General features: G+C 32.5%; 18 protein-coding genes and 1 other RNA gene. 5 read left to right on the plus strand and 14 right to left on the minus strand.

Features of this window, described 5'->3' with window-relative positions; genetic code table 11:
- Nucleotides 1-1692, plus strand: a 1692-nt coding sequence (locus IQ05_RS08860) for a gliding motility-associated C-terminal domain-containing protein (protein WP_144892125.1), incomplete at its 5' end; no start/stop codon positions are given.
- Between the two features lie 382 nt (nucleotides 1693-2074).
- Here IQ05_RS08860 and IQ05_RS08865 read toward each other — a convergent pair.
- The 11 genes from IQ05_RS08865 to IQ05_RS08915 form a co-directional block, all read right to left on the minus strand.
- The gene (locus IQ05_RS08865) at nucleotides 2075-2578 is read right to left on the minus strand and encodes a CAP domain-containing protein (protein ID WP_144892127.1); all 504 of its coding nucleotides are present in this window, start codon (nucleotides 2576-2578) and stop codon (nucleotides 2075-2077) included.
- Between the two features lie 161 nt (nucleotides 2579-2739).
- Nucleotides 2740-3384: a pyridoxamine 5'-phosphate oxidase gene (gene pdxH / locus IQ05_RS08870; RefSeq protein WP_144892129.1), complete on the minus strand. Its 645-nt coding sequence runs from the start codon at nucleotides 3382-3384 to the stop codon at nucleotides 2740-2742.
- A gap of 40 nt (nucleotides 3385-3424) precedes the next feature.
- Nucleotides 3425-4330 carry a ribonuclease Z gene (locus IQ05_RS08875; protein ID WP_144892131.1) on the minus strand — a complete coding sequence of 302 codons (906 nt, stop codon included), beginning with the start codon at nucleotides 4328-4330 and terminating at the stop codon, nucleotides 3425-3427.
- A gap of 70 nt (nucleotides 4331-4400) precedes the next feature.
- Nucleotides 4401-4733: a ribonuclease Z gene (locus IQ05_RS08880; protein ID WP_144892133.1), complete on the minus strand. Its 333-nt coding sequence runs from the start codon at nucleotides 4731-4733 to the stop codon at nucleotides 4401-4403.
- Nucleotides 4734-4800: 67 nt separating this feature from the next.
- Nucleotides 4801-5727: an aspartate carbamoyltransferase catalytic subunit gene (locus IQ05_RS08885; protein ID WP_144892135.1), complete on the minus strand. Its 927-nt coding sequence runs from the start codon at nucleotides 5725-5727 to the stop codon at nucleotides 4801-4803.
- Nucleotides 5728-5762: 35 nt separating this feature from the next.
- Entirely contained in the window at nucleotides 5763-6308 is a 546-nt protein-coding gene (gene pyrR / locus IQ05_RS08890; protein ID WP_086454975.1) for a bifunctional pyr operon transcriptional regulator/uracil phosphoribosyltransferase PyrR, read from the minus strand.
- Between the two features lie 437 nt (nucleotides 6309-6745).
- Complete coding sequence (locus tag IQ05_RS08895; protein ID WP_144892137.1) at nucleotides 6746-8365, minus strand: ABC-F family ATP-binding cassette domain-containing protein; 1620 nt, start codon at nucleotides 8363-8365, stop codon at nucleotides 6746-6748.
- A 221-nt stretch (nucleotides 8366-8586) separates the two neighbouring features.
- Entirely contained in the window at nucleotides 8587-10659 is a 2073-nt protein-coding gene (locus tag IQ05_RS08900) for a beta-N-acetylhexosaminidase (protein ID WP_144892139.1), read from the minus strand.
- Nucleotides 10660-10757: 98 nt separating this feature from the next.
- On the minus strand, nucleotides 10758-12695 hold the full coding sequence (gene nagB / locus IQ05_RS08905; protein WP_144892141.1) for a glucosamine-6-phosphate deaminase: 1938 nt from the start codon (nucleotides 12693-12695) through the stop codon (nucleotides 10758-10760).
- A 329-nt stretch (nucleotides 12696-13024) separates the two neighbouring features.
- Entirely contained in the window at nucleotides 13025-14605 is a 1581-nt protein-coding gene (locus IQ05_RS08910; protein WP_144892143.1) for a RagB/SusD family nutrient uptake outer membrane protein, read from the minus strand.
- Between the two features lie 12 nt (nucleotides 14606-14617).
- Nucleotides 14618-17677, minus strand: coding sequence for a SusC/RagA family TonB-linked outer membrane protein (locus IQ05_RS08915; protein WP_144892145.1), 3060 nt, complete (start codon nucleotides 17675-17677; stop codon nucleotides 14618-14620).
- Nucleotides 17678-17955: 278 nt separating this feature from the next.
- Between IQ05_RS08915 and IQ05_RS08920 the strand changes: the two genes are divergently transcribed.
- The 3 genes from IQ05_RS08920 (at nucleotide 17956) to IQ05_RS08930 (ending at nucleotide 21313) form a co-directional block, all read left to right on the plus strand.
- Nucleotides 17956-19008: a sensor histidine kinase gene (locus tag IQ05_RS08920; RefSeq protein ID WP_144892147.1), complete on the plus strand. Its 1053-nt coding sequence runs from the start codon at nucleotides 17956-17958 to the stop codon at nucleotides 19006-19008.
- Nucleotides 18998-19705 carry a LytR/AlgR family response regulator transcription factor gene (locus tag IQ05_RS08925; protein ID WP_144892149.1) on the plus strand — a complete coding sequence of 236 codons (708 nt, stop codon included), beginning with the start codon at nucleotides 18998-19000 and terminating at the stop codon, nucleotides 19703-19705. Before IQ05_RS08920 ends, IQ05_RS08925 begins: the two co-directional genes overlap by 11 nt.
- 168 nt (nucleotides 19706-19873) lie before the next feature.
- Complete coding sequence (locus IQ05_RS08930; protein ID WP_144892151.1) at nucleotides 19874-21313, plus strand: MFS transporter; 1440 nt, start codon at nucleotides 19874-19876, stop codon at nucleotides 21311-21313.
- A 231-nt stretch (nucleotides 21314-21544) separates the two neighbouring features.
- Here IQ05_RS08930 and fsa read toward each other — a convergent pair whose 3' ends face one another.
- From fsa to ffs, 3 genes are all read right to left on the minus strand, one after another.
- The gene (gene fsa, locus IQ05_RS08935; protein WP_144892153.1) at nucleotides 21545-22201 is read right to left on the minus strand and encodes a fructose-6-phosphate aldolase; all 657 of its coding nucleotides are present in this window, start codon (nucleotides 22199-22201) and stop codon (nucleotides 21545-21547) included.
- Nucleotides 22202-22337: 136 nt separating this feature from the next.
- Nucleotides 22338-23141: an SDR family oxidoreductase gene (locus IQ05_RS08940; RefSeq protein ID WP_144892155.1), complete on the minus strand. Its 804-nt coding sequence runs from the start codon at nucleotides 23139-23141 to the stop codon at nucleotides 22338-22340.
- An 81-nt stretch (nucleotides 23142-23222) separates the two neighbouring features.
- Nucleotides 23223-23320: signal recognition particle sRNA small type (gene ffs, locus IQ05_RS08945), an RNA gene on the minus strand.
- A gap of 87 nt (nucleotides 23321-23407) precedes the next feature.
- On the opposite strand from ffs, the gene IQ05_RS08950 reads away from it, so the two are divergent.
- A complete protein-coding gene (locus tag IQ05_RS08950) occupies nucleotides 23408-24481 on the plus strand; it encodes a glutaminyl-peptide cyclotransferase (RefSeq protein WP_144892157.1) in 1074 nt (357 codons plus the stop codon).
- The last annotated feature ends 9 nt before the right edge of the window (nucleotides 24482-24490 follow it).

Genomic DNA, 24490 nt, shown 5'->3' on the forward strand with positions numbered 1-24490 from the left:
ATTGCCTCTGGAGCTGCTTCGGCTACGGGTACCATTATCGACAATAACAATGCGATGATAGTAGCTGTAAATGACAATGTAGGCTTGGTTAATGGGATAACTGGTGGTGCAACAGGTATCAACGTTTTAGATAATGATACCTTAAATGGAGTATTATTATCACATTCAGATGTTGTTATAACTTTTGTACCTAATGGCCCAATTACTGTAGGTTCTGACGGAAAAATCAGAGTATCACCTAATACACCAGCTGGAGTGTACACAGTTCAATATACTATATGTGAAACTATTAATCCTAGTAATTGTTCTATTGGGACTGTTACTGTAAATGTGGTAAGTGCAACTATGGTATTAACTGATGATGTTTACTCAGGTTTAAGCTGCAGTACTACAGGCATAATTGGAAATATATTGACTAATGACACTTTCAACAACAGTCCATTATCTGCAGATAATATCAACGTAACGATACTTACTGGCCAAAATTCAAACATTCTGTTAGATAATTTAGGAAATCTTAGTATATCAAATAACATACCTACAGGACAATACGATTTGACTTACCAAGTATGCGAAAAACTAAATCCTTTAAATTGTCAAACGGCAAAAATTACAATTGTAATTAGTGACTTAGTTAGACCTACAATTGCAGCATTACCAGCAATTACAACTGTTTCTTGTGGTACAATACTAAATTTTGCACAAGCAACAGCAACTGATAATTGTGGAGCTGCAAGCTTAAGTTTTGTAGATATCACAACAGCAGGAAATTGTGCAGGATCTTATACAGTAACAAGAACTTGGACTGCTAGAGACGCTGCCGGTAATACTACAACAGCTTCGCAAATAATAAATGTTCAAGATAATCAAGGACCTATTACTGCTACCGCTTTCCAACAAAATGTAAATGTTAATTGCGATGCAATCCCAGTGAAACCTGAATTAGTCTTTACAGATGCATGTTCAAGTATAGCATCAAATAACTATACAGAAACAATTAATAACAACAATTCAAATTCATACACAATTGTTAGAGAATGGTTGGTAACAGATACATGCGGAAATACATCTAGGTTCACACAGAATGTGAATGTAACTAATGTAAATGAATTAAAAACAATAGATAGTTCTGCGTGTAATGGTGATTCAGCTTTAATCAATTTGAGAAGTTTACTACCAACAGGAATATCTACAAATGGAACTTGGACTGATATCAATACTACCGGTGCTTTGCAAGGAGATCAATTTAATCCTTTTGGTCAAAGCTTAGGAGATAAAGTATTTGAATACAAAGTGGTTGATACTACATGTCCTCAAACCTATAGAATAACGATTAAAGTCAATGATGATTGTTTAGTATTAGATTGTGGAACAGTAAAAGTATTTAATGCTATATCTGTAAATAATGACGGTGTTAACGATAAATTAGTAATTGAAAACATTGACAATACCACTTGTTATCCAGAAAACAGCATCGAAATCTTTAACCGTTGGGGTGTTTCAGTTTTTGAAACTAAAAACTATAACAACCAAACTAATTATTTTGATGGATACTCTAGAGGTAGAACAACTATAAAAGATACTAACAGTCTACCTACTGGAACTTATTTCTATATTTTAAACTACACTGCTATTATAGATGGTAAAACTCAAGTTAAAAAACTTAGTGGCTATTTGTACATAAATCAATAAATCAATTTAATTTTATTTAAAACCTGAGGCTAACCCCTCAGGTTTTTTTTGCTATACTATGTAAAAAATAAATTAGCTAAATAGAGAGTAAAATGAATTGGTAGAAAGCTCAAACAAGATTTATGAAGAGGAATATTTACTTGTCTTTTATCTTAAACGTTACCTGAGTGATAATAACTGTAAAGAATTCACCTCTTGATTTTCTAAAAATAAATCACTTTTAATTCGATCATAAAAGATTCAATTGTATTTATTTACAATTGTAGATGCTAATAAAATAGCGTCAAATAAAACTTAAATTAGACCTTAAAACAGAAACTAGTAGAAATAAAAAAGCTACCTCATAGTTATGAGATAGCTTCAAAAAAAAAATTTAAAAAACTTAAATTCTAGCAAATAAATTTGTGAAATATTTTCTACCAGTTGTAGGATGTTCTTTAACTGCTAGACCAAAGTGAGTAAAATTACCTTCGATTACTGCTTTGTGTCCTGGACTTGCAAGCCATGCATTAAGAACAGATTGGGGTGTACTATAATTATAAGCTACATTTTCACTTACTGATTTCGCTCCTAAGGTTTGAATAATATTTTCTGATCTTTCTACAAAATTGTTATGATTAACAACGTTATTTTCTATCATGTAATTATCATGTTCCTCAGACTTGAAAGACATATGATTTATTTTCAAAAGAGGGTTTAACCCTTTGCTAACTCGATATGAATTTATTAAATCCATCGTTTCAATCTCAAACACACTGTAATTGTAATTAGAAACTTTTTGTACAGTTGTTTCATTTGTTTGTTCATCAGAACTATTTGATGAACACGAAGCTGAGATACATACCACTAAACTAAGTAATAATGTACGAAGTAATTTTGTAGTCATAATGTAGTAGGTTAAACTTAAAGTCGATTGTGGGGCAACAAACTTTAAAATTAGTAATCTAATTTTATTTTCTTATTCAAATATAGATAAAAAATCCGTTATAAGGTAAATAAAATCGATGAACTACATTAATAAAACAAAATTGTAAGTTTTATTACATATTATGGAGCAAGTCTGTCAATTTTCCAAGATTGATCGTTTTGAAAAATATAACGTATTCTGTCATGTAAACGATTAGGACGACCTTGCCAAAACTCTACTTCTGAAGGACTTACAATAAAGCCTCCCCAATATTCAGGTCTTGAAATAGGAGTATTAGAAAACTCTTTTTCTAACTTTAAAAGTGTAGTTTCCAAAACTTCTCTTGACGAAACAACTTCACTTTGGTTAGATGCAATTGCCCCAAGTTTACTACCATCTGGTCTGGAGTCAAAATAATTGTCTGAAATCATTTCAGAAGTTTTAGTGGCTACTCCTTTAATAATCACCTGACGTTCCATAGTATGCCAAAAAAATGACAAACAAACTTTATCATTCTCTAAAATAGCTTTACCCTTTTCTGAATTATAATTGGTATAAAAAATGAAACCTTCTTCAGAAAATTTCTTTAATAAAACGACTCTCGCTCTTGGAAAACCGTCTAAACCAATTGTTGATAATGTCATGGCATTTACCTCACTATCTCCTCCATGGTCTTCAACTTCATGAAACCATCTATTAAATAAATTTATAGGATCTTCTGGAATGTTACTTTCTAAAAGTTCACTTTTATCATATGACTTTCTATAATCACTTAAATCATTCATTATCGTATAGTTTAAATAGTGTTTTTAAATTATTTGTATTTTAAAATTCAAAGCTTTTACCGTCGTCACCAAGTAATACATTAGGAAAAACAGTTTCTGCTTCTTGCTTGAACATTTCAATACTTTCATAGCGTGTTGAATAATGTCCTAGAACTAATTGTTTTGCATTAGCTTTCAGGGCAATTAAAGCAGCTTCTTTGGCAGTAGAATGTAATGTTTTTTTAGCTAAATTTTCCTCTGATTGTAAGAAAGTCGATTCGTGGTACAAAACTTCTACATTACTTATAATAGGAAGTATGTCTTCATTATAAACTGTATCAGAACAAAATGCATAACTAAGAGCTGGAATAGGTTCAAAAGTAAGATCCTCATTTAAAACAACACTACCGTCTTCTAAGGTGATATCTCTTCCGTTTTTAATATTTTGGTAATAACAAGTATCTATAGCATAGTTTTGTACTGCTTCAATATTTAATTTTCGCTCTCCTATTTTTTCTTGGAACAAAAAACCATTGGTATACACTCTATGCTTAAGCGGAATTGTTTTGACAACAACTTTATGGTCCTCAAAAATTATTTCACTTTCTAAGGATTCTAATTCATGAAAATACAATCCATAATTTGTCCAAGAGTTTGATAATCTCAGTTGTAATTTTATAATCTCTTTAATCCCTTTGGGACCATAAATATGTAAATCAGTAGTCCTATTTAATAATGAAAATGTAGATATCAAACCTACTAAACCAAAAAAGTGGTCTCCGTGTAAATGCGAAATAAAAATATGATTGATTCTAGAAAACTTCACTTTATTTTTTCGAAGCTGAACTTGTGTACCTTCGCCACAATCAATTAAGAAGAGCCTGTTATTAATATCTAAAACCTGTGATGTAGGATTTGTAAAAGTCCTAGGAGTGGCTGCATAGCAACCAAGTATTGTTAATTTCAAGGTGTTTTTAATTCGATTATTTATACTTGCTTGAATCAATCAATAGGTTTAAAAAACCGAATTCAATTGATTAAAAGCCTAAATCTCTTTCAATCTCTTCCATTTCAATAATGTCATGTGCCTCTAATAATGATGGAACAACAGTTAATTTTGATGGAACTGCATTATAATCAAAATCAGAGGTCACTATTACAAATGACTTTTTTGCTTTTTTATGATCTTTTGATAAAGGCAAAAAAAGTTTTATGTCTGATATTGACATACTTTGATACATCAACAAATCAATAATTATGTTATGCTTTTCAAATGTTTTGTATTGGTGCGTAATTTTCATTAAAAAAGATGTAAAGTCACCTTGTGTATCTCGAATTACTATTGTGTGTCCTTTTTGATCTACTTTCATGATATTAAATTTAAATACATTTTTAAAAATCTAGTGCGGAATTATTTATCTAAAGTACTGAATACCGCTATTGAATTTTTGAGGCCAATAAATAAATAACCGCCATACGAATAGCTACACCATTTTCAACTTGATTCAAAATTACAGATTGGCGATGATCTGCTACCTCACTTGTAATCTCAACGCCTCTGTTGATTGGACCAGGGTGCATAATTACGATTTCTTTACTTAACGATTCTAAAAGCGTTTTATCTAAGCCGTATTGCTGAGCATATTCACGTGTTGATGGAAAAAAATTAACATCCATACGCTCATTTTGTACACGCAACATATTAGCCACATCACACCATTCTAATGCTTTTCTTAAATCAGGTTCAACACCTACCCCTAATGAGTTGATGTATCTTGGTATTAACGTTTTTGGTCCACACACTTTTACCTCGGCTCCTTGCATTTGCAAAGCATAGATATTAGACAGTGCCACTCTTGAATGCAAAACATCACCAACTATGACAACTTTTTTACCCGCAACTTCGCCTAAACGCTCTCTTATAGAATAACTATCTAGTAAGGCCTGTGTAGGATGCTCATGAGCTCCATCGCCTGCGTTGACAATACTTGCTTTGACATTTTTTGATAAAAAATATGCGGCACCCGGATTAGAATGTCGCATTACTACCATATCTACTTTCATAGATAAGATGTTGTTCACGGTGTCTATTAATGTTTCGCCTTTCTTTACTGAGGATTGTGCAGCCGAAAAACTAATAACATCAGCACTCAAACGTTTTTGAGCTAATTCAAAAGAAAGCTTTGTTCGTGTACTGTTTTCAAAAAAAATATTAGCAATGGTAATATCTCGTAATGAAGGCACTTTCTTTATCGGTCTATTAATAACTTCTTTAAAATGATCTGCGGTTTCAAATATCAAGTCAATATCATTTTTATTGATGTACTTTATACCTAATAAATGATTTACGCTTAATTCTTTCATTTCTATTTACGATTATATTTTCTGGTTTACAATTGCTAGGATTCACTTGTGATTAAATAAACACCATCTTCTCCATCATTTTCTTTCCAACTAACTTTTACTTTTTCATTATTGATAGCATCTACCTGTCTTCCTCTATAATCAGGTTGAATGGGTAAATTACGGCTGAATCGTCTGTCAATTAAGACTAGCAATTCAATTTCTGATGGCCTACCAAAGGATTGGATTGCAGTTAATGCTGATCGAATACTACGACCGGTAAATAACACATCATCAATAAATATTACTTTTTTATTTTCAACAATAAAGTTGATCTTAGTTTTATTGGCTTCTAATGGTTTATCCGTTCTTCTAAAGTCATCTCTAAAAAAGGTGATATCGAGATATCCCAACTGGATTTCAGGAGTTTGATATTCATCTTGCAAAATTTCTTTTAAACGTTCGGCTAAAAAAACTCCTCTTGGTTGAATTCCTACCAAAATCGTATCTGAAAAATTAAGGTGCTTTTCTATTAATTGACAAGCCAAACGGTGTAAAATTATAGTAACTTCTTTAGCAGTAAGCAATACTTTTTGGCTCATAGCGAGTTTATTCTTTGGTTACACAAATATACAAATACATATTTAGCATTTTCAAATTAAATCTACACAAATACAACAGGATTGTATAAAAAATAGCTTGATTTCATTCTATAATTTTCTACTGTAATTATGTAACAAACATTATTATTATTAAATCTAATTTTACCAAATATAAAAACAATTCAAAAACTTAAATCATGCAAAAAATATTTACAAGAATCTCATTATTATCTTTACTTCTAATCACTTTATCAAGTTGTTCCATTGTTAAGGGAATTTTTAAAGCTGGTGTAGGCGTGGGTATTTTTTTAGTTATTGCTATTATTGCAATTTTACTTTTTATAATCACAAAAATATTCAAAAGAAAATAATAGCATTGCAAAAAACTTAAGCTAGAATTTATATCAAAAAAAATCCCGCAATAGCGGGATTTTTTATTATTTAGAATACATTTTCACTCTCAATTCTTGTACTTTTTCATCATCCAAGTAGTCATCAAATGTCATGTAACGGTCTATTGCTCCATTTGGAGTAAGCTCAATTACTCTATTAGCTACAGTTTGAGAGAACTCATGATCATGCGTGGTAAATATCACGGATCCTTTAAAGTTCTTTAATGAATTGTTAAAAGCCGTAATTGATTCCAAATCTAAGTGATTCGTAGGCTCATCAAGCATTAACACGTTAGCACGTTCCATCATCATTCTAGACAACATGCATCGTACTTTTTCACCACCAGATAAAACACGACATGTTTTTAAAGCTTCTTCACCTGAAAAAATCATTTTCCCAAGGAAACTTCTAATGTTTACCTCATCACGTTCTTCTTCTGTTTTTACCCATTGACGCAACCAGTCCACTAGTGAATAATCACTTTCAAAAAACGAATGATTTTCAACTGGTAAATACGCTTGGTTTGTTGTAACTCCCCAATCAAAAGTACCAGAATCTGGTGTTTGATTTCCGTTCAAGATTTCGTAAAAAGCAGTTGTTGCACGCGAATCTTTTGAAAACAAGACAATCTTATCTCCTTTTGCCATATTCAAATCTACACCTTTAAATAAAATGTCTCCATCAATAGAGGCACTCAAGTTTTGTACATTTAAGATTTGATCTCCTGCCTCACGCTCTTGATCAAAAATAATGGCAGGGTATCTTCGGCTAGAAGGTTTTATCTCGGAAATATTTAATTTACTAATCATTTTTTTACGAGAAGTTGCTTGTTTCGACTTGGCAACGTTGGCAGAAAAACGACGAATAAATTCTTCTAATTCTTGTTTCTTTTCCTCAGCTTTCTTGTTTTGTTGTGCGCGTTGCTTTGCAGCTAACTGGCTCGATTCATACCAAAACGTGTAATTCCCAGAATAATGATTGATTTTATTATAGTCAATATCAGATATATGCGTACATACAGAGTCTAAAAAGTGTCTGTCATGCGATACTACAATTACTGTATTTTCATAATTTGCTAAGAAATTTTCTAACCAAGCAATGGTTTCAAAATCCAAGTCATTGGTAGGCTCATCCATAATTAATAAATCAGGATTTCCAAACAAGGCTTGCGCCAATAACACTCGTACTTTAATTTTCCCCTCAAGATCACCCATCAATGTATAATGATGCTCCTCAGTAATTCCAAGGTTTGAAAGCATAGATGCAGCGTCAGAATCGGCATTCCAACCATTCATTTCTTCAAACTGAACCTGTAACTCCCCTATCCTATCAGCATTCTTATCATTATAATCCAAGTAAAGTTCGTCCATTTCCTTTTTCACAGCATACAAAACTTTGTTTCCCATCATTACCGTTTCCAGTACTGTATGTTCATCAAACATGTTGTGGTTCTGATTTAAAACAGACATACGCTTGCCAGGCTCTAAGTGTATGTGTCCCGAAGTAGGATCCATATCACCAGCGATAATCTTTAAGAAAGTAGATTTTCCAGCCCCATTGGCTCCGATAACGCCATAAATATTACCGTGTGTAAAGGTTGTATTTACTTCGTCAAACAATATTCGTTTGCCAAACTGAACTGATAAATTATTTACTGTTAACATGAATTATCTTTTTTTAATAAATTTTTGCAAAAGTACAAAATTCGCTTAGTTTAATTTCATTTTATCATTTTAAGTTCTCAAAAAAAAAGAGGACATCATTTAGACATCCTCTCTGATAATAATTTCTTATAAAAAATTACAAATTTGAAAAAGAAATTAATACCAATTCAAAAATCAATAAAACTAAATAAACTAAACATATTAATAATTGAACTAAAAAATTATAATTCTACTAAGTTTTTCAAACCAGTAAACACAGCAAGTTCTACATCCGCATGGGCCTTAGAGTTGCATTTTTCTAGTAACTCTTTTGCTAGAGCTGCATTATAACCGGATTTCATTTGCAACTTAAGCAGTAATTGTTCAGACAAATCATGTAATGCTTTTGACAAAGGTAAAAGAGGTTGGACCAATGGCGCATTTTGACTTAAATTGTCTAATTCTTTATGATTTTGTATCCATTTATTCAAAAACAAGTCAATCTCTTTTTCTAATGATATCTCTTTACTTTTTAAATAATCTGCTACTAATTCATTAAAAACTAAAGCATCTTCAGCATCTGGCGCACATGCATCAGCAAACAAAGTAAAGGGAGAATACATCTGATATTCAGTACCGCCCGCATTTCGGGAATAAATTTTCAGAGGTTCACAAATTGCCGAAAACGTTTGTAGAGCAGCAGTATTTTGATTGTTACTGATATTTCTCAACAACACCTCTTTATTTCGAATATGCGTAATTCCTAATTCTTCCAATCGAAAAGAAATGTTTTTCAATCTTTTTCGCATACTTGCCAAATCAGTTACATTGGCGTCAGACCAAAGTCTTTCGGCAATAGCAGCGGTTCTAGGCCAAATTCTTGAATCGATGGTTTCAGGTGTCGCCAATTCACTCCACATTGTAGCTTCACCTCCTAGAATTCTAGCTTTTTCTTCTGACGATAGTGTATTCTTTTTAGGCATTGGATCATTCAAATAATGACTTTCAACTCCTTGAACTAAATCTACATAAAAACCATTAGACAATACTGTTTTATATCCATTGTTAGCAGCAGCAATAAGAGAACTACCAGAAGCTACTCCTTCATTAGGCCCTTTCCAGGAATGAATTATGGCTTCTTTTGACATGTTTTTGGTCATAATTTCTTCCCATCCCATCAATTCTTTTTGATGCTTTTTTAACATCGGAATTAACTGCATGGTAAAATAAGTTTGCAACTCATGATTGTTGGCTAACTTGTTTTTCTTCATGAATTCCTGAATTTTAGGATTCGAATCCCAATCTTTACCTTCGTTTTCATCGCCTCCAATGTGAAAATATTTCCCTGGAAATAACAGACAAACTTCATCAAAAATTTCACTCAACAATTGATATGTCTTTGGATTGGACGGATCTAGTGTTGGTGTAAAAATACCTGCATTTCTTTCTAACGAATAAGTCACGAGACCCGATGCTTTCTGGGTTGTTTCAGCAGACCCTTTATTTACAGTTATTACTTTACTTCCAATTTCTGGAAAGGCAGTCAAAATAGCAGAAGCATGTCCCGGTACATCAATTTCAGGTACAACTAAAATTCCTCTGGCGGCAGCATATTTCACGATACCTTTAATTTCTTCTTGAGTATAAAAAAGACCATCAGAAGCTTTATCAGTTAAGACTTTATGTTTCTTCATTTCAATCCTCCACCCTTGATCATCAACCAAGTGCCAATGAAAAACATTCATTTTCATAGCTGCCATAGCATCTAAGTTTCTTTTAATCACATCAACTGGTTGAAAATGTCTAGCAACATCAATCATCAACCCACGCCAAGTAAAACGAGGCATATCTGTTATTGATACATTTGGAAAATAGAAAGAAGCTGCATTGTTTTGAAGCAATTGCAAAAGAGTTTCCAATGCATGCATTGCTCCTAAATCTGAGGAAGCATTGATCACAATAGCATTCGATTGTACTGTCAATTGATAACTTTCATCTTCATACAAACCAATTTTTCCTGCTTTTGTGCAATTAATTTGCAATTGTGCATCTGGAAATTCATTTGTTGAAGTCACAAAACCTTGCTTAAAAAACAAGCCCGTTCTACCATCTAATCGTCTTAAAAAATTAGAAACCGCTCCAAAGATTCTTTCATTAGGTTGCCCTGTAACATTAACTTTAAAAGTAGGTTTTAAATCAAAATTTCCTGACTTAAGTTCTACTTTTTGAGGCCAAGGCATTAAATTCAAGGACTCTTTAGCAACTTGAGCAGTTGTAGATAATGTTATAAAAAACAGTACAAAAAGGTATTTCATGAGAGGTTTTGGTATATAAATATCTTCAGTCAGGTTTATAATCCTGATTTTTGAGAAGAACCATTCGGATGAATAATCAACCGAATGGATTTTAATTTTTAATAATCAAATCTTTTAAAAGCTTCAATAGCTTCATATTCTGCCAATCCTAATTCATCGTATAATTTAGCAGTATTTTTATTTCGATCTTCGGCACGTACCCAAAATTCTCTCGAGTCATTCCCTTGAAACATCACACGATCCTTTTGAGATTGGTGGAATAAAATGGCTTGTCGTTTCAATAATACTTCATCTGGACTCAACGGTACAGCCATATCAATTTCATGTAAATCCCATTCATGCCAAGCGCCTCTGTATAACCACAACCAACAATCTTTCATGTAAGGCTTAGCTTTTAATTTTTTTAAAGCGGCAAAAATGGCATTCAAACATACTTCGTGAGTTCCGTGTGGATCAGCTAAATCTCCCGCTGCAAAAACTTGATGCGGTTTAATTTTAGCGATGATATCAGCCACAATTTCAACATCTTCTGTTCCAAGCGGATTTTTCTTTATCTGACCTGTTTCGTAAAAAGGTAAATCTAAAAAGTGGACATTTTCATCTTTCAACCCAATGTAACGCACTGCTGCATAAGATTCTCTTCTTCTAATTAACCCTTTTAATTTTCTAACTTCTAGAGAATCAACTTGATTGTCGTTCTTATTTTTTAAGAAATCAATTACGGCTTGAAAATTAATTTTACTACTATCTTCTCCTACAAAATCATTACATACTTCAGCGAATTTTAAAGCTTCATCATCTGTCACTGCAATGTTTCCAGAAGTTTGATACACTACATGAACCTCATGTCCTTGCTTGATTAATTTTGCAAAAGTTCCTCCCATTGAAATCACATCATCATCTGGATGAGGACTAAAAAGAATCACTCTCTTTTTAGCAGGATCAGCTCTTTCTGGTCGGTGTGCATCATCGGCATTAGGTTTTCCTCCAGGCCAACCCGTAATGGTATGTTGCAACACATTGAACATATTAATATTCAAATCATAAGCAGAACCTTCTTGAGCTAACAAGTCAGACATACCGTTGTTATTGTAATCTCTATCGGTAAGTTTTAATATAGACTGATTTGTTTTTTGACACAACCAAACTATTGCTTTGCTTTTTAATTCTTGGTTCCAAATACACTCCCCTACTAACCATGGTGTTTCAAAACGGGTTAAAGACGAAGCCGCTGATTGATCCAAAACAAATGTAGCGTTTGGATGATTTTGCAAAAAAGTAGCGGGTACTTCAGAGCTAATTTCACCTTGAATCGTTCTTTTGATGATATCGGCTTTATTTTGTCCCCAAGCCATCAAAACAATTCGTTTAGAACGCATAATAGTAGAAACTCCCATTGTAATGGCACGTTTAGGTACATTATTAATTCCATTAAAATCAGAAGAAGCATCTACTCTAGTAATATGATCCAAAGTTATGATTCGAGTACCTGAATTGATGTGCGATCCTGGCTCATTAAATCCTACGTGTCCCGTACGACCTATTCCTAACAATTGAAAATCAAGGCCTCCTGCATTTTTAATGTTCATTTCATAATCAATACAATATTGATTCAATTCTTCAATAGCCACTGTTCCGTCAGGAATATGAACATTATCAGGATGAATGTCTATATGATTAAATAAATGCTGATGCATAAAATAATGATAGCTCTGCTTGCTTTCTTTATTCATTGGATAATATTCATCCAAATTGAATGTAATCACATTTTTAAAGCTTAAGCTTTCCTCTTTGTGCATACGAACTAATTCTTCATATACTTTTATTGGAGAAGAACCAGTAGCTAGACCTAAAACACAATTTTTATTTTCTTCTTGTTTGGATCGAATTAAAGTAGCAATTTCTTCAGCAACAATTTTTGAAGCCTCTACAGAGTTTTTAAAAATTTCGTTGTGAATTTTTTCAAATCGAGTTTCTTCAAATTTACCAGCACTTTTGTAACTAATATCCGGTTTTATGTCTAAAGTATTTTTCATTGTATTGTAATTTTAAATTCTTGCTAATTTTATTTTTCTCTTTATAATTCCTTTGTTTTCAAAACAATATTTGATTTTTATATTATCCACATTTAAAACATTTAATGCATATAAAAATGAAATCTTTTTTTTACTTTATATCAAATTTAGGAGTATTACTTGGAGCAAAAAAATAAAAGAAACAAACGGTCAGAGTTTGTATACCAACGACATTGTTTAACCAATAAAGCGTTATGCAATCTATAAATTTAGCTATTAGTCCTTAGTAATTATTCCTTAGCATAAAGCCAAGAACAAATCACTAAGGACTATTAACCATGTACTAGAAACTAGAAGTTAGATCCAGTAGTATCCCACCACAATCTTGTTCCTCCATTATCTGGTCCACTTAGTTTAGCTAAACCAGTAGCTACACCACCTGGATTCCCATCTTTTTCAGATTGTACGAAATTGATACGTCTTGGTCCAAATTCTGTTGAAATTTTACCCCCACTTAAATTTTTCACTACTTTAAAAAGTTTTGGATAACCCGTTCTGCGGTATTCAGACCACGCCTCTTGTCCTTCTGGAAAACCAGCAATCCATTTCTGAGTAATGATTTTTTGTAACTTCACTTCATTTGTAGCTGCAGCATCCCATGCTATAGTAACATTATTAGCAGCTGTTCCATTGTTTGTTGCACTTTTAACATCAACAAAATCTTTAGCTTTTTTAACATTGTCAGCAATATAAGCATCAGCTCCACCTAGACCATACTGTTCAAATGAGGCCTTAATTCCAGATTCATACAGACCTTGAGCAGTACCTCCCATTGCCCAACCTCTTAAAGCACCTTCTGAACGTAAAAAGTAAATTTCTGCGGTGCTCATTAATACCTTTTGGGTTCCAGCAACAACAGAACCTAATTCTGACATACCCGTACGATCAGATTTGGCTACAATATCAATACCATTTCTTACACCACGATATTGTCCTGGAAAATCAACAGATTCAGAGAAGTATTTAACCAATCTTGGATCATTGTATCCACCCATAATCGACTCCATATCTGCAGACATACGAATATCTCCCCAAGAAGAAGAAATGGTTTTCAAAGGATCAATAAATGTTGATGAATATTGAATTTTAGCAACATCATCTTTTGTAGTAAAAACACCGATTTTTTGAGCTATAGCTTTCTCTGCTTCAGATTTTGCCAATGTAGGATTTACTTTAACAATACGCATCGCTAAACGTAAACGTAATGAATTTGCAAATTTAACCCATTTAGTATAATTTCCTTCATAAGCGGTCAGATCAGTACCAGCAAAAACTGTTTTTTCGTTTGCATCGATACGCTTAGTAAGCTCTGTTACTGCAAAGTCTAACTCCTTAAACATCGCTTTATACACATCCTCTTGAGAATCATAAGCAATAAGTGGATCTGTAGTTCCAAATTTTGAATATACGATAGGACCAAATGTATCCGTCATACGTTGCATTGCTTGAACTTTAAGAATAAGAGATATTGCATATACCTGATCTAAAGACCCTTTAGTAAGTTGTTCTACTCTATAAAGATTTGCCATTACATCAGTATAACCTAAGCTCCATACGAAACCATTCCATCCATCTACTAAATCATAAGTAGCATTATTACTTCCTCCTCTAAAACCTGTAGGAGTAGCCATATAACCTGACCACAAATCGGCATTTAAATTTTGTTGTAATTGATATTTCCAATGTAGAGTATTGAAAACACCATTGAAAGCTGACTGAAAAGGAGATTTTATGTGATTAAAATCCTGAGTCAATTGCTCATTTGTCAATCCGTATGGATTTTGATTTATTGAATTAAAGTCATCCGTACATCCTATTGCTAAAAATAGAGAAGCACATATAGCTGTTGATTTTATTTTATTTAACATCATTGTAAACGTGAATTAGAAAGTTACATTTAAATTTAGACCAATACTTCTTGTAGAAGGCATACCAAATACATCTACTCCCTGTAAACCATTTCCTGTACTCAATGAAATGTTTGGATCAAAAGGCGCATTTTTGTAGAAAAACAATAAGTTTCTACCAACAACTGACAAGCTAGCAGCTTTTAAAAATTTATTCTCACTTAGTTTAAAAGTATAACCTAGAGATAATTCTCTTAAACTAACATTAGTAGCATCATAAACATATTCACCTGTAGCACCTGCTCTACCTCCAACTTGACTGTAATAATTTTGAGCATCCATTTTTCCAACAAAAGGTGATCCGTCAGGATACACGGCATTAATAGCCACTCCGCCAGTATTACGAGCATCACCTGTAGCTATAGATACACCAAACTCATCATTTATTGCTTGAGTCAAACTCATTACATCACCTCCAAAACGACCATCAATAGTAAAATTCAAGAAATAATTACCCAATTTGAATGAATTTTGAAAACCAATCATAAAATCAGGATTAGCATTCCCTACTTTTTCTAAGCCAGTTTTCTGCATAATTGCAGGTAATAATTGACCATTCGGACCGTACTCCTTAGGATTCAGTAAAATTCTTCCTTGATCATCACGTTTTAAATTAACCCCTTCAATTACACCAAACGGTTGATTATTATATAGTGCATATCTGTAATTATTAACACCTGCTGGAGTCAATACTACTACTCCTCCTAAATTATCTGGTAAATCAGTTACTTTATTTCTATTAAATGAATAATTAACATTTGCATCCCACTCAAAAGCATCAGATTTGATAATTTTTGCAAACAATACCGCTTCAATACCTGAATTTTTAATTACACCTGAATTGAAAATATAATTTTGATACCCCTCTGGGTTTGTTGCAGGTGCTGGTACAGAAAGTAATTGATTTTTAGTAGTATTGTTATAATACGTTAATTCTAAACCAATTCTATTTTCTAAAAATCTCCATTCTGTGCCGATTTCAAAAGAATTTTGACGCTCTGCTTTTAATTTGGTTCCAGCTTGAGGTCCAAAAGTTGGTTTTGAATTAGCTGGATCTGCAGCAGTATACAAATTAACAGGAGAAGAAACAAAATTTGGAATATCATTACCAACTGCCGCTATCGAAGCTCTAATTTTAGCAAAAGAAACATATGATGGAAAGTCAACAATTTCGGACAATAAAGTCGTGACACCTAGAGAAGGATAAACAGCTGCTTGCTCAGCATTTACTAATGATGAAGACCAATCTTTTCTAGCAGTTACATCAGCATATAGGTAATCACGGAAACCAATTGTAGCGGAAGCAAAAAGGGATTGAGTTTGTCTTCTTTCACCATAGTTTTGAAAAATACCTTGAGTATCATTAAAATTATGCAAAGTGAACCAATTTGTTGTTTTTAAACCTGATGGATTTGAATCCAAAACCTGCTCATCATTTAAAAAACGATCTGTTATACTAGCTCCAATATTTGCATTGAATGACAAGTTATCATTTATTTTGGTATTGATAGTAGCTATCAAGTCACCATATTTTTGAGTACTTGTATTATTAATCAATATATATCGTCCATTTGGGTGTGATAAAGTTCCTTCAGTTGTAGCATAAATAAATTTTTCAAATTTGCTGTCAATTTTATCATAGTTAAAACGAGAACCTATACTTAACCATTTATTAGCTTTATAATTTACACCTAAAGCTCCATTAAAGTAATGATTTGTGTCTTCGGATTTGTTTCTGTTTAAACCCCAATATGGATTTTGCCATATATCTCTACTTCCAACCCAATTTTGAGCCATTAAATTTCTAACTGGATCAAAAACTTCAAAGTTGTTTTTGTAATTATTAAAATCTGCACCTCTTGGCATTAAATATACCCCTGTTAGTGGATTAAAATACAAACCACTTGTTGGACGGTTTGTAATTTCTTGAGCAACATAATTAGCATTAGCATTAATAATTAATTTGTCTTCCAATAATTTGAAAGTTTGTTTTAAACCAAAATTGTGCTTTTTCAAACTGTTTGTTGGGATGACTCCATTTGACGTTGTATTAGCATAAGATAAATACGAAGATGAATTTTTTGAAGCAGTTCCAAAATTTATAGCTGAAATTTGTGTAGATCCTGTTCTAAAAAAATCTTTTACATGATCTTTATTTCCTGCTTTATCACCCCATGACTCGTTAGCACCTGGTTTTGCAATATAATCTGATTGAAATTTTGGCAAATAAGCCGCTGATTCATAAGTTGTATTAGAAGATGCTCTTACAAATGAAGTATTTTCTTTGATCTTTTTGGAAGTCAACATAATCACTCCTCTTGCTCCTTGAGAGCCATAAAGAGCTGCAGCAGAAGCTCCCTTTAAAATAGTCATTCCCTCATAATCCTCTGGATTAACTAATGAAGCAACATCACCACCATCTCTATTACCCCCTTGAGTACTACCAAAAGAATCATTTGGCTGACTTGAAGAAGTATTTAACATGGGTATACCATCAATAACATAAAGCGGTTGGTTATTTAATACTGAAGAATTACCTCTAATGGTAACTTTTGTAGAACCTCCAGTACCACCAGCACTTTTAACCACATTAACACCTGCAATTTTACCCGCAATTGTATTAATTAAGTTGGCATCTTTAGAACGAGTTAACTCTTCACCTTTTAACTCTTGAGCAGCATAAGTAAGAGATTTTCTTGTTTTTTTAATCCCTAATGAAGTAACCACAACTTCGGTTAATGCTGTTGTAGCACCACTGTTTAATATTATTTTAATAGTATCTTCATTTCCTACCACAACTGATTTAGTTTCATATCCTAAATAAGAAACTACTAAAGTCTTACCTACACTTACTTGAATAGCAAAACTACCATCAAAATCAGTAGTTGTTCCTTTTGACTCTCCTTGTACTTGGACATTTGCAGAAGGAATTGGCATTCCGCTGGCATCAACTACCGTTCCTTTGAGCGTTTTTACTTGCGCAAACGAAAGTTGCGAAGCAAAAATAATCATAACGATTAATAAAATTTGTTTCATTTTTTTTAATGTATTAGTTAGTTATAGTATAAAATTATCTTTAAGATTTTGTTAAAAAAAATAAATTATACCAACAGTATCGTTTTTTAAACGAACGACATCTTTTGTTCAATAATATGTTACACGAAAACGTTTTCTGATTTTCATTACATTACGATATTAATAATTAAACTATTTTTTTCTTTAAAAAGTCCCATTTTTATTGACAAAATGATTAAAGTTGCAAAATCAAATTCAAGAATCACTTGTGAACTTATTTCCTAAAAGTCTCCTTAACCATGGCTAAAATAAAAGATATGCAATTTGAAATCAAAATTCAAAATCATTTTTGGTTTTGGGGATTGTATTTTTTATTAAATTTTTTAAGATGGGGTGCCTACTTCAATGATTATGAATATTCATTTAAGTCAAATCTTATCGAATTCGCATTACACATACCTTTAGTCTATTTTAATTTATTTGTTTTAGTACCTAGATTTGTTTTAAGATCAAAATACCTTCATTATACATTTGCACTACTAACTAGTTTAGGATGCATTTATATTTTAAAAACGGGATTAACCTATTACATTATTTCAAAAAACATTTGGCCTGAAGCCAATAGAGACTATCAGCCTTTTGAAATCAATCATATTCTTGCTGTTTGTATTGGAGAATTATATGTTTTAGCAATGGCATCCTCTATATACCTGACATTAACTTGGCTAAAAGAAAGAGAAAACAATAGAACTCTTAGAGAGAATCAATATAAAATAAAGCTTGAATACTTAAAAACACAAATTCAACCCCATTTTTTCTTTAATACCTTAAATAATCTTTATGCACTTTCCTTAGAAGATTCGAAAAAAGTTCCTGATGTAATTATAAAACTTTCCAATTTGATGGAATATGTTCTTTATGATATTGAAGGAGCCAAGTTTACTCCATTACTAAAAGAATTTGACTATATACAGAATTACATTGAAATTGAAAAATTACGATTTGAAAATGTAAATGTCTTTATTAATCTAGAATCTAATTTTGACAATATAAATGTTCCTCCTTTATTATTAATCTCATTGATAGAAAATGCGTTCAAACATGGCGGAATAAATAATAAGGACTTAACCATAAAGATTAACTGCAAAATCATCAACAATAAAACACTCGATTTTGAAATAATAAATAATTTTGTACTTTCACAAAATGAAAACTCTAAAAATGGAATTGGTCTATCTAATACTAAAGAACGATTAAAATTATTATTTAAAAGCAATTATCAATTAAACCATCAAATCAAGTTTAATTTCTACATAATTCGTTTACAAATACCTATAAACAATGAAGATTAAGTGTGTATTGATTGATGATGAACCATTGGCTATTAAAGTATTAATCAACTATTTCCAAAACTTTCCAGAATTTGAAGTTATAGCAACTTTTAATAATTCTATTGAAGCCTTAGATTTTTTAAATAACAACACAACCGATGCACTATTTCTAGATATAAATATGCCTCTGATGTCTGGTTTTGAGTTGATCCAATTGTATAAAAATAATTCGAATACCAAGATTATTATCACAACCGCCTTCCGCGAGTTTGCTGCTGAAAGCTATGATTTAGATGTTCTTGATTATTTAGTTAAACCTATCCCGCTGCCTCGATTTATAAAATGTATATCAAAAATAACTGGTGAATTTCAAAACCGATTAGCTACAAAACAAGAGAATCAACGTGTAGATCCGTATATTTTTATCAAAGTAGATAAAAAAATGGTAAAAATTAATATTGATGAAATTCTATTCATTGAAGGAATGAAAGAATACATAAAAGTAGTTACCGCTGAAAAAACCTATATTACTCATAAATCACTTTCTTCTTTAACCGAGGAGCTTCCAGAAGAACGCTTCATTCGTATTCATAAATCTTATTCCATCGCTTTAGATAAAGTAAAAACAATTGAAGGGAATAGAATACAAATAGCATCCTATACCATACCTATAGGCAGAAATTATAGTAAAGAAGTGAAAAGTAAAATTTTAGATTAATTCCCTTAACTTTCCATATTACAAAAAAGTCTTTTGTTGAATAAAACTGGTTGTTGGTTTAAAACTAACGAAATTTATTAGAAATAATTTTTTTTTATGTTGGTTAAGAAATACATTTACCGCATTGCAGCACGAATTATTTTACTAACCTATTAATTAAACTAAATCATGAATTCTGAAAATTCAAAAACCAATTGGGGGCAATTTATTCCTCTAGTAACCGTCTTCTTCTTTTGGGGATTTGTCGCTGCAAGTAATGACATTTTAATCCCAGTTTTTAAAACCGCATTTAATCTTTCTCAAGGCGAAAGTCAATTAGTAGCTTTTGCATTTTACATTGCCTACACTGTTGGATCTCTAATATATATGGGGGTTTCAGTTGTACTTAAAGAAGATTTAGTGAACAAAATTGGCTATAAAAATGGTCTTTCATTGGGACTATTAATCTCAGCTTTAGGAACTCTTCTATTTTATCCAGCTGCCAATACTGGATCATTTACTTTAATGCTTGCTGGGCTTTTCATTGTTGGTTTGGGCTTTTCGTTGCAGCAAACAGTTGCCAATCCACTTGCAATTGCTTTAGGCCCAATATCTACGGGTTCTCAGCGCCTTACATTAGCTGGAGGAATTAACAATTTTGGAACTACTATTGGTCCACTTATCGTTAGTTTTGCCATTTTTGGATCAAGTGCAAATGCCAATACAAGTGCAAGTATAGAAAGCGTAAAAATTCCTTATTTGGTTTTAGGTGTTGCATTTTTACTTGTTGCTATCCTTTTAAAATTTTCTTCTTTGCCAGACAAACCAGCTTTAGTTGAAGAAACAGAAGCTCACGATGGAGTTCCTGCAAAAAAATCGGCTTTGCAATACCCTCAATTAGTAATGGGTATGATTGCAATTTTCTTGTATGTTGGTGTTGAAGTTTCTACTGCTAGTAATTTACCTGCTTACATGGAAAGTAAATTAGGATTCTTGACAAAAGATGTAGCTCCCTATATCTCATTATATTGGGCTAGTTTAATGATTGGTCGTTGGACTGGAGCAGTCGAAGCGTTTACAAATGATATGAGTCTGCAAAAAATATTACGATTCATTGCTCCTTATTTAGCTTTTGGTGTGTTTTTAGGGGTTAATGCTATTGCAAATCATGATTTAACTCCATTTTATGTTTATGGATTAGTGATTTTGGTTCTAATTGCAGCTGATATGGCTAGTAAAGGAAATCCAGCCCGAATGTTATTAATATTTTCAACGTTAGGAATTATTGCCACAGCAATAGGAATGACTACTAGCGGAATGATAAGTGTTTATGCATTCACGAGTGTTGGTCTATTTTGTAGTACGTTATGGCCTTGTATTTTTACCCTAGCGGTAAGTGGACTTGGAAAAAACACTAGTCAAGGAAGTAGTTTCTTAATTATGATGATTATGGGTGGTGGTTTTATCAGTGTTTTACAAGGAAAAATTGCTGAAGGAATAGGAATCCAACAAAGTTATATCATTGGTATTTTATGCTTTGCTTATCTAGCTTTTTATGCTTGGAAAGTAAGTGGAATTTTAAGAGCTCAAGGTATTGATTTTGATAAAAAAGTTTCTGGAGGACATTAAGTCGTATTTCAAATAATATAAAAATCCCATTCTATGTTTATTAGAATGGGATTTTTTATTTAAACTCAAGTCGCTGAGAATTCTCATATGAAATTCATCTTATAGTTTCAAATAGTACATTTTCAATCGTTCTAGATAAAAACAAAAAACTCCCTTTTGCAGCAAAGCATAAAGGGAGTTTTCATTACTATAAAATCTTAAACCAAAAATAGTTCGTTTACGATCTCAAATCTATTTGTTTCCTTTCTCGAAATCAGCCACAAATTGCGCTAATCCAATATCAGTCAATGGGTGTTTCAATAAACCATGAATAGCAGATAAAGGACCTGTCATCACATCAGCACCAATTTTTGCACAATTTACAATGTGCATTGTATGACGTACAGAAGCAGCTAGAATTTGTGTTTCATACCCGTAGTTATCATAAATTAATCTGATTTCTTCAATCAAAGCCAAACCGTCTGTAGATACATCATCTAAACGCCCAATGAATGGAGAAACATAAGTAGCTCCTGCTTTTGCAGCCAATAATGCTTGACCTGCAGAGAATACTAAAGTTACGTTAGTCTTAATTCCTTTATCCGAAAAATATTTAGCAGCCATTACACCCTCTTTCGTCATTGGCAATTTTACCACAATTTGATCATGTAAATCAGCTAATTCTTCACCTTCCTTTACCATTCCTTCGTAATCCAAAGCATTTACTTCGGCACTCACATCACCATCAACTAGATTACAAATATCAACGTAATGCTTTAAAATATTGTTTTTTCCTGTTATGCCCTCTTTGGCCATCAAGGAAGGATTTGTAGTTACGCCATCCAAAACGCCTAAAGCTTGCGCCTCTTTAATCTGGGCTAAATTAGCCGTGTCAATAAAAAATTTCATATTATATAATTTAATTGTGTGTTTCTAATTCTTTGGGCGTGACCCTTCGTAAAAACTTCGGGTCAGGCTTTCCGCTGTATCCTCGCTAAAAAGCGAGGGATGTCGCTTCAATCCTTCACGCAAATTTCGTGCAAAATTACAACTTATAATGATTCATGAGCATTTTTTCATATACTTTATCAGGAAGAATTCTCTTTAAAACTACCGAGAATTTTTGAATAAAAGCCCCTATTTTATAATGAATTTTTGGATTGGGAGTTTGTATAATTTTATAAACCGCTTCGGCCATTTCATTTGGATTTCTTCCGCTATCCACGTGCTCGTCCATTGTTTTTAATGTATTTCTATATGGAATTTCATAAGCTGATCCTACTACTACAGGAGCGTGAAATCGTCCAGAGGCAATATTTGTAGCGTAATCGCCTGGAGCTACATTTGCAATATGCACCCCAAAGGACTTAACCTCCATACGCAAAGACTCAGTAATTAATTCAAGAGCCCCTTTTGAAGCGGAGTAAATTCCTCTGTAAGGCAATCCCATGTAACCTGCTATAGATGTCACATTAATGATTAAACCTGCTTTTTGAGAACGCATCTGCGGCAAAACAGCTTTCATGACTTCAATAGGACCAAAAAAATTAGTCTCAAAATTATTCTTCATTTCTTCCATCGGAATTTCTTCCAATGGTCCCGTAATACCCACACCAGCGTTATTAATCACAACATCCAATCTTCCGGAAGTTTCAATAACTTTGGCTACAGCTGCACGAATAGAATTAGCATCCCTTACATCTAAAGCTACTAATGGAAAAACTGATTCTACTATACGTTCTGGATTTCTACTAGTGCCATAAACAGTGAAACCTTTCTGCTGCAAAAACTCTCCAATAGACTTCCCTATTCCTGAAGAACCTCCTGTAATCAAAACTACCTTACTCATCAACTTTATTTTTACATTAGGATTGGTCAAAAATAAAAAAATCTTCCCTAAGGAAGACTACATTTACTAAAAAGAAATAAAAAATGGCAAGCGACCTACATCGCACCGCTCAACCACGTACCCTTGCTATGTTCCCATCCTGGGGGAGTCTGCAGGAGCTGGTCGTGTAGGACTTGCCGGTGCAAATATACAATCTTTTTATATTTTTGCAAGTGCTTTACTCATTAAAAATAACGTTGTATATTAGTGCAACAAAAAAAACGATTATGAAAAAATATAACTTGCTATCTGTCATTTTATTAGGAATAGCTCTTAACAGTTGCAACGAAACAAAAAAAGATCAAAATAGTTTATTTAGCATTGATAATTCTAAATTTAAACTACAATACACCACAAATGAATCACTAGATGTAAACATAGTAAACAGCAATACTAAAACAATTGACAGCATTGCGTTCTATGTTAACGATAAAAAAATAGCTTCCTCTAAAGGAAATGCGCCTTTTAAATTAGATTTTAAATACCAAAAATTAGGATTCCAAAACGTAAAGGCCATAGTGTTTTTCGAAGGACAAAACTCAGAAGCTACTACAAGCGTTGAATTAGTTTCTAATATTCAACCAAAATTGTTAAAATATACCATTATAAACACCTACCCACACGACACTGCTGCTTATACTCAAGGTTTAGAATTTTATAGAGATACGCTGTACGAAGGAACCGGAAATGGTTCAGGCCCATCAGGAAAAAGAGGAATCTCCAGCTTAAGAAAAACAAATTACAAAACGGGAGAAGTGTATAAAAAAGTAGAATTGGCTGATCAATATTTTGGTGAAGGCATTACAATTCTTAATAATAAAGTATATCAGTTGACTTATAAAAACAATGAAGGATACGTGTACAATGCCGATACTTTCAAAAAAGAAAAAACAATGCCATACTATAAAAATATGGAAGGCTGGGGATTAGTTAATGACGGTACCCATTTATACATGACTGATAGCTCAGAAACCATTCACATACTAAATCCAGAAAATTTTAAACCTATTGACCAAATTCATGTGTACTCTTTAAATTCTAAAGTAGAAGGCGTTAACGAACTAGAGTGGATCAACGGTAAAATCTACGGAAATGTGTATCAAAAAGATGCTATCGCTGTGATCAACCCCAAAAACGGAGCGGTTGAAGCTATTATAAATCTTGCGGACTTAAAGAAAAAAATCACTCAATTACCTGACACGGATGTTTTAAACGGAATTGCTTACAACCCTAAAACAAAAACAATTTTTGTGACAGGGAAAAATTGGGACAAAATGTTCGAAATTAAAATCACTGAATAACTTCATTAT

It is taken from the genome of Flavobacterium tiangeerense, assembly GCF_007830355.1.
GTDB classification, from domain to species: domain Bacteria; phylum Bacteroidota; class Bacteroidia; order Flavobacteriales; family Flavobacteriaceae; genus Flavobacterium; species Flavobacterium tiangeerense.

What these genes read in the sequence shown, in the direction of transcription:
- IQ05_RS08940 (WP_144892155.1), bottom strand. Translation starts at nt 23,141, where the DNA reads ATGAGTAAGGTAGTTTTGATTACAGGAGGTTCTTCAGGAATAGGGAAG.
- IQ05_RS08910 (WP_144892143.1), bottom strand. Translation starts at nt 14,605, where the DNA reads ATGATGTTAAATAAAATAAAATCAACAGCTATATGTGCTTCTCTATTT.
- pyrR (WP_086454975.1), bottom strand. Translation starts at nt 6,308, where the DNA reads ATGAGCCAAAAAGTATTGCTTACTGCTAAAGAAGTTACTATAATTTTA.
- IQ05_RS08950 (WP_144892157.1), top strand. Translation starts at nt 23,408, where the DNA reads ATGAAAAAATATAACTTGCTATCTGTCATTTTATTAGGAATAGCTCTT.
- IQ05_RS08865 (WP_144892127.1), bottom strand. Translation starts at nt 2,578, where the DNA reads ATGACTACAAAATTACTTCGTACATTATTACTTAGTTTAGTGGTATGT.
- pdxH (WP_144892129.1), bottom strand. Translation starts at nt 3,384, where the DNA reads ATGAATGATTTAAGTGATTATAGAAAGTCATATGATAAAAGTGAACTT.
- IQ05_RS08885 (WP_144892135.1), bottom strand. Translation starts at nt 5,727, where the DNA reads ATGAAAGAATTAAGCGTAAATCATTTATTAGGTATAAAGTACATCAAT.
- IQ05_RS08880 (WP_144892133.1), bottom strand. Translation starts at nt 4,733, where the DNA reads ATGAAAGTAGATCAAAAAGGACACACAATAGTAATTCGAGATACACAA.
- fsa (WP_144892153.1), bottom strand. Translation starts at nt 22,201, where the DNA reads ATGAAATTTTTTATTGACACGGCTAATTTAGCCCAGATTAAAGAGGCG.
- IQ05_RS08915 (WP_144892145.1), bottom strand. Translation starts at nt 17,677, where the DNA reads ATGAAACAAATTTTATTAATCGTTATGATTATTTTTGCTTCGCAACTT.
- IQ05_RS08900 (WP_144892139.1), bottom strand. Translation starts at nt 10,659, where the DNA reads ATGAAATACCTTTTTGTACTGTTTTTTATAACATTATCTACAACTGCT.
- IQ05_RS08925 (WP_144892149.1), top strand. Translation starts at nt 18,998, where the DNA reads ATGAAGATTAAGTGTGTATTGATTGATGATGAACCATTGGCTATTAAA.
- IQ05_RS08920 (WP_144892147.1), top strand. Translation starts at nt 17,956, where the DNA reads ATGGCTAAAATAAAAGATATGCAATTTGAAATCAAAATTCAAAATCAT.
- nagB (WP_144892141.1), bottom strand. Translation starts at nt 12,695, where the DNA reads ATGAAAAATACTTTAGACATAAAACCGGATATTAGTTACAAAAGTGCT.
- IQ05_RS08895 (WP_144892137.1), bottom strand. Translation starts at nt 8,365, where the DNA reads ATGTTAACAGTAAATAATTTATCAGTTCAGTTTGGCAAACGAATATTG.
- IQ05_RS08930 (WP_144892151.1), top strand. Translation starts at nt 19,874, where the DNA reads ATGAATTCTGAAAATTCAAAAACCAATTGGGGGCAATTTATTCCTCTA.